The organism is Methylobacterium sp. WL18 (assembly GCF_008040015.1).
Taxonomy (GTDB): Bacteria; Pseudomonadota; Alphaproteobacteria; order Rhizobiales; family Beijerinckiaceae; genus Methylobacterium; species Methylobacterium mesophilicum.
The window spans coordinates 1-2,643 of the sequence record NZ_VRVD01000647.1 but is presented as its reverse complement, the minus strand read 5'-3'; the positions used below and the strand labels follow the sequence as shown (position 1 = coordinate 2,643).

The 2,643-nt window shown below is 71.2% G+C and carries 3 protein-coding genes and 1 pseudogene; 1 reads left to right on the top strand and 3 read right to left on the bottom strand.

Going from position 1 to position 2,643, the window contains the following annotated elements:
• Positions 1 to 223: 223 nt before the first annotated feature.
• A complete protein-coding gene (locus tag FV228_RS26365; RefSeq protein WP_147857233.1) occupies positions 224 to 739 on the bottom strand; it encodes a DUF177 domain-containing protein in 516 nt (171 codons plus the stop codon).
• Positions 736 to 1,293 (bottom strand): ubiquinol-cytochrome C chaperone family protein, encoded by a 558-nt coding sequence (locus FV228_RS26360; protein ID WP_147857232.1) that lies wholly within the window; start codon positions 1,291 to 1,293, stop codon positions 736 to 738. The genes FV228_RS26365 and FV228_RS26360 overlap by 4 nt, the downstream gene beginning before the upstream one ends.
• A gap of 568 nt (positions 1,294 to 1,861) precedes the next feature.
• Here FV228_RS26360 and bamE point away from each other — a divergent pair.
• Complete coding sequence (gene bamE, locus FV228_RS26355; RefSeq protein ID WP_147857231.1) at positions 1,862 to 2,359, top strand: outer membrane protein assembly factor BamE; 498 nt, start codon at positions 1,862 to 1,864, stop codon at positions 2,357 to 2,359.
• Positions 2,360 to 2,491: 132 nt separating this feature from the next.
• Here bamE and FV228_RS34440 read toward each other — a convergent pair.
• Positions 2,492 to 2,643: pseudogene (locus FV228_RS34440) on the bottom strand (HAD family hydrolase); the annotation flags it as partial.

The window sequence follows — 2,643 nt, the reverse complement described above, 5'->3', positions numbered from 1 at the left end:
CAAGACCCACAAGCAGGCCCTCATCGCCTGCGCCCGAAAGCTGCTCATCTACGCCAACACCGTCCTCGCCCGAGGCACGCCATGGCGTCCCGCCACCGAGTGCGCATAACGGTTGCTCAGGATGAGGGGATTGGATTGGAGATTCCTCTTGGTGGAAACCGAACGCCCGATTCGTCCCTCTCGCGCAGCGACCCGACTGCTGACAGCGCCAGGCCGGTCCGCCTCACCCCTCCCCGTCGCGGAGCCGGCGCAACGCGTCGAAGGGGCCGGCATCCTCGCCCGCCACCACGGGCTCGAACGCGATGCCGGGCTTGCGCGGATAGGGATCGAGGCCCAGCGCCAGGAACTCGGCCGTGAGCGCGCCGAAATCGATCCGGCCGCCGACCAGCGGGTCGGGCACCTCGACGTCCTCGGCGTCGGTGCCGGCGAGCTGGTCGGTGTCGGTGTACACGACCTCCACCGGCTCGCGGACCGGGCCCTCGAACGGCTCGAGGCTGACGGTGCAGACCTGCGTCACCACGGCCTCGACCGTGCCGGTCACGGTCATCCGGTTGGTGGAGCCCGAGATGTTGAAGCGGCCGACCAGGTCGCGGATGGCGGGGATCTTGAAGTCGGCCGCGAGCGCGTCGCACTCGGCCTGGCTCGCCTCGACGGTGACGGCGCCCCGTCCCTGCGGCAGGCGCTCGACGTTGACCCAGCGCGAAAGCGGCCCGCTCTCCGGGCCCGTACGGTGTCTCATGTCCTGTCTCCGGTCGGGGCCGGCGCGAACGCGTCCGGCTCCGGAAAGGGCGGCCCGGCACCGAGCAGCCCGTCGAGGTCGGCCCCGGCCAGGGCCGCATCGGCCGCCAGCACGTAGGCGGCGAGGCCCGCCGCGTCGCCCTCCCCGCCGAGCACGTTGCGGGCGAGCACCACCCGCAGGGCCGCGTCGTCGCGGGCGTCGAGCGCGGCATCGTAGCCCGTGGCCCGGCCGTAGAAGGCGGCACCGAGTTTCTTCATCCGCTTGCCGACGCCCATATCGCCGACGCCGAGTTCGCGCAAAGCGGCGTCGAGCTGGGTGAAGACCGCGTTGACCAGATCCTGCGCCACGTCGGCCGCCGGGGCCGGCAACCGGTTCAGCCGGCGCAGAACCAGGATCACGTGCAGGCACAGGGCCTCGAACCGGCCCTCCACGGTGTCGGGCACGGCGAGCCCCATGTAGAGGCCCGGCCGGCGCGCCGCCAGGCTGATGGCCGCATGCAGCCCCTCGACGGCGCGGCGGCGCGCGCCATCGCGCCGGAACAGCGCGGCGATCATGGATGCCTCGCGGGCGTGAAGGATGCCAAGAACAAAGCCGACACGCGCCTCTCCCTCCCCCCTCTAGCCTACGGTCTACACAGGTTTGAAGCACAAGCGTTGTTGCAGGCTGCGCCGCGCCCCCTCTCCCGTGCGGGAGAGGGTTGGGGTGAGGGACCAGGGCCTTCCGGAGAGGTCGTATCCCTCACCCTGTCCCTCTCCCGCACGGGAGAGGGGACCCGCGCCTTCTGCGCCCACGGCATGATCACGGCTACGGTCGAAACCTGTGTCGCCCGTAGCCCCTCTGCGCAGCAGGGGGAGAGGGGCAGCGCGACAGCGCAGCTTGTGGCTCCCGTCGCGACGTCTCGGCCACGGCGCTCCCCTCTCCCGACCCTCGCTGACGCCAGGCCCACCCTCCCCCGCAGGAGGGAGAGCGGGTGCGTTGGGGGCCTACGTGTGGCCAAGCTTGCCTTGTCAAAGCCATATCCCCGCGGTACGGCAACCCACGCCCAAGGCGCAAGCGCCGTCGGAGACATGGACCGGCGGCGGCCTGCGTCGCTCGTCCGTCAACACGCTCTCTGGGGGCCCGATGCGGCGCCGTCTCGTCCAGTCCTTTGCGCGCCTCGCCTTGATCGGCCTCGCGGGCGCCGGCCTCGCCGGCTGCGTCGGCGAAGAGCTCCGCCACGGCTACCAGATCGACCAGGCGGCGCTCGCCACGATCAAGCCCGGCATGGCCCCCGAGCAGGTGCTGCAGATCCTCGGCACGCCGTCGACGGTCTCCACGGTGGGCAACAAGTCCTGGTACTACATCTCGCAGAACACCAGCCGGACGATCATGTTCCTGGGCGAGCAGGTCGAGGACCAGAAGGTCACGGCGGTCTACTTCACCCCCGGCTTCAAGGTGGAGCGGGTGGCGCTCTACGGCCTCCAGGACGGCCGGGTGTTCGACTTCATCGAGCGCACCACGCCGACCAGCGGCGCCGACCGCGCGTTCCTAAGCCAGCTGTTCCGCGGCCTGACCCGCTACGAGCCGTTCGGCTCCGGCAAGGGCACCAGCGTCGTCCCGGGCGCCAACCGCGGCCTGTAAGAACGAGCGTCAGGGGTTTCCGAAGGGCTCAGCCCTTTGGCGGGGTTCGGGGGCGAAGCCCCTGAGCACCCGGAGCGGGGCTCTGCCCTCGACCCGCGAAAGGTCGCGGACCTTTTGAAACCCTGACTTGTCTCAGACCAATTCGCGTCGTCGCACCAGCCGGGCGATGTCCGCCGGCTCGGCGAACAGGTATTCCGGCCGGAGCGCCGCCAGCGCGGCCGCGTCGGTGTAGCCCCAGGCCACCGCGCCGAACGGGCAGCCGAGCGCCCGGGCCGCCTCCAGGT

What these genes read in the sequence shown, in the direction of transcription:
- FV228_RS26365 (WP_147857233.1), bottom strand. Translation starts at nt 739, where the DNA reads ATGAGACACCGTACGGGCCCGGAGAGCGGGCCGCTTTCGCGCTGGGTC.
- FV228_RS26360 (WP_147857232.1), bottom strand. Translation starts at nt 1,293, where the DNA reads ATGATCGCCGCGCTGTTCCGGCGCGATGGCGCGCGCCGCCGCGCCGTC.
- bamE (WP_147857231.1), top strand. Translation starts at nt 1,862, where the DNA reads ATGCGGCGCCGTCTCGTCCAGTCCTTTGCGCGCCTCGCCTTGATCGGC.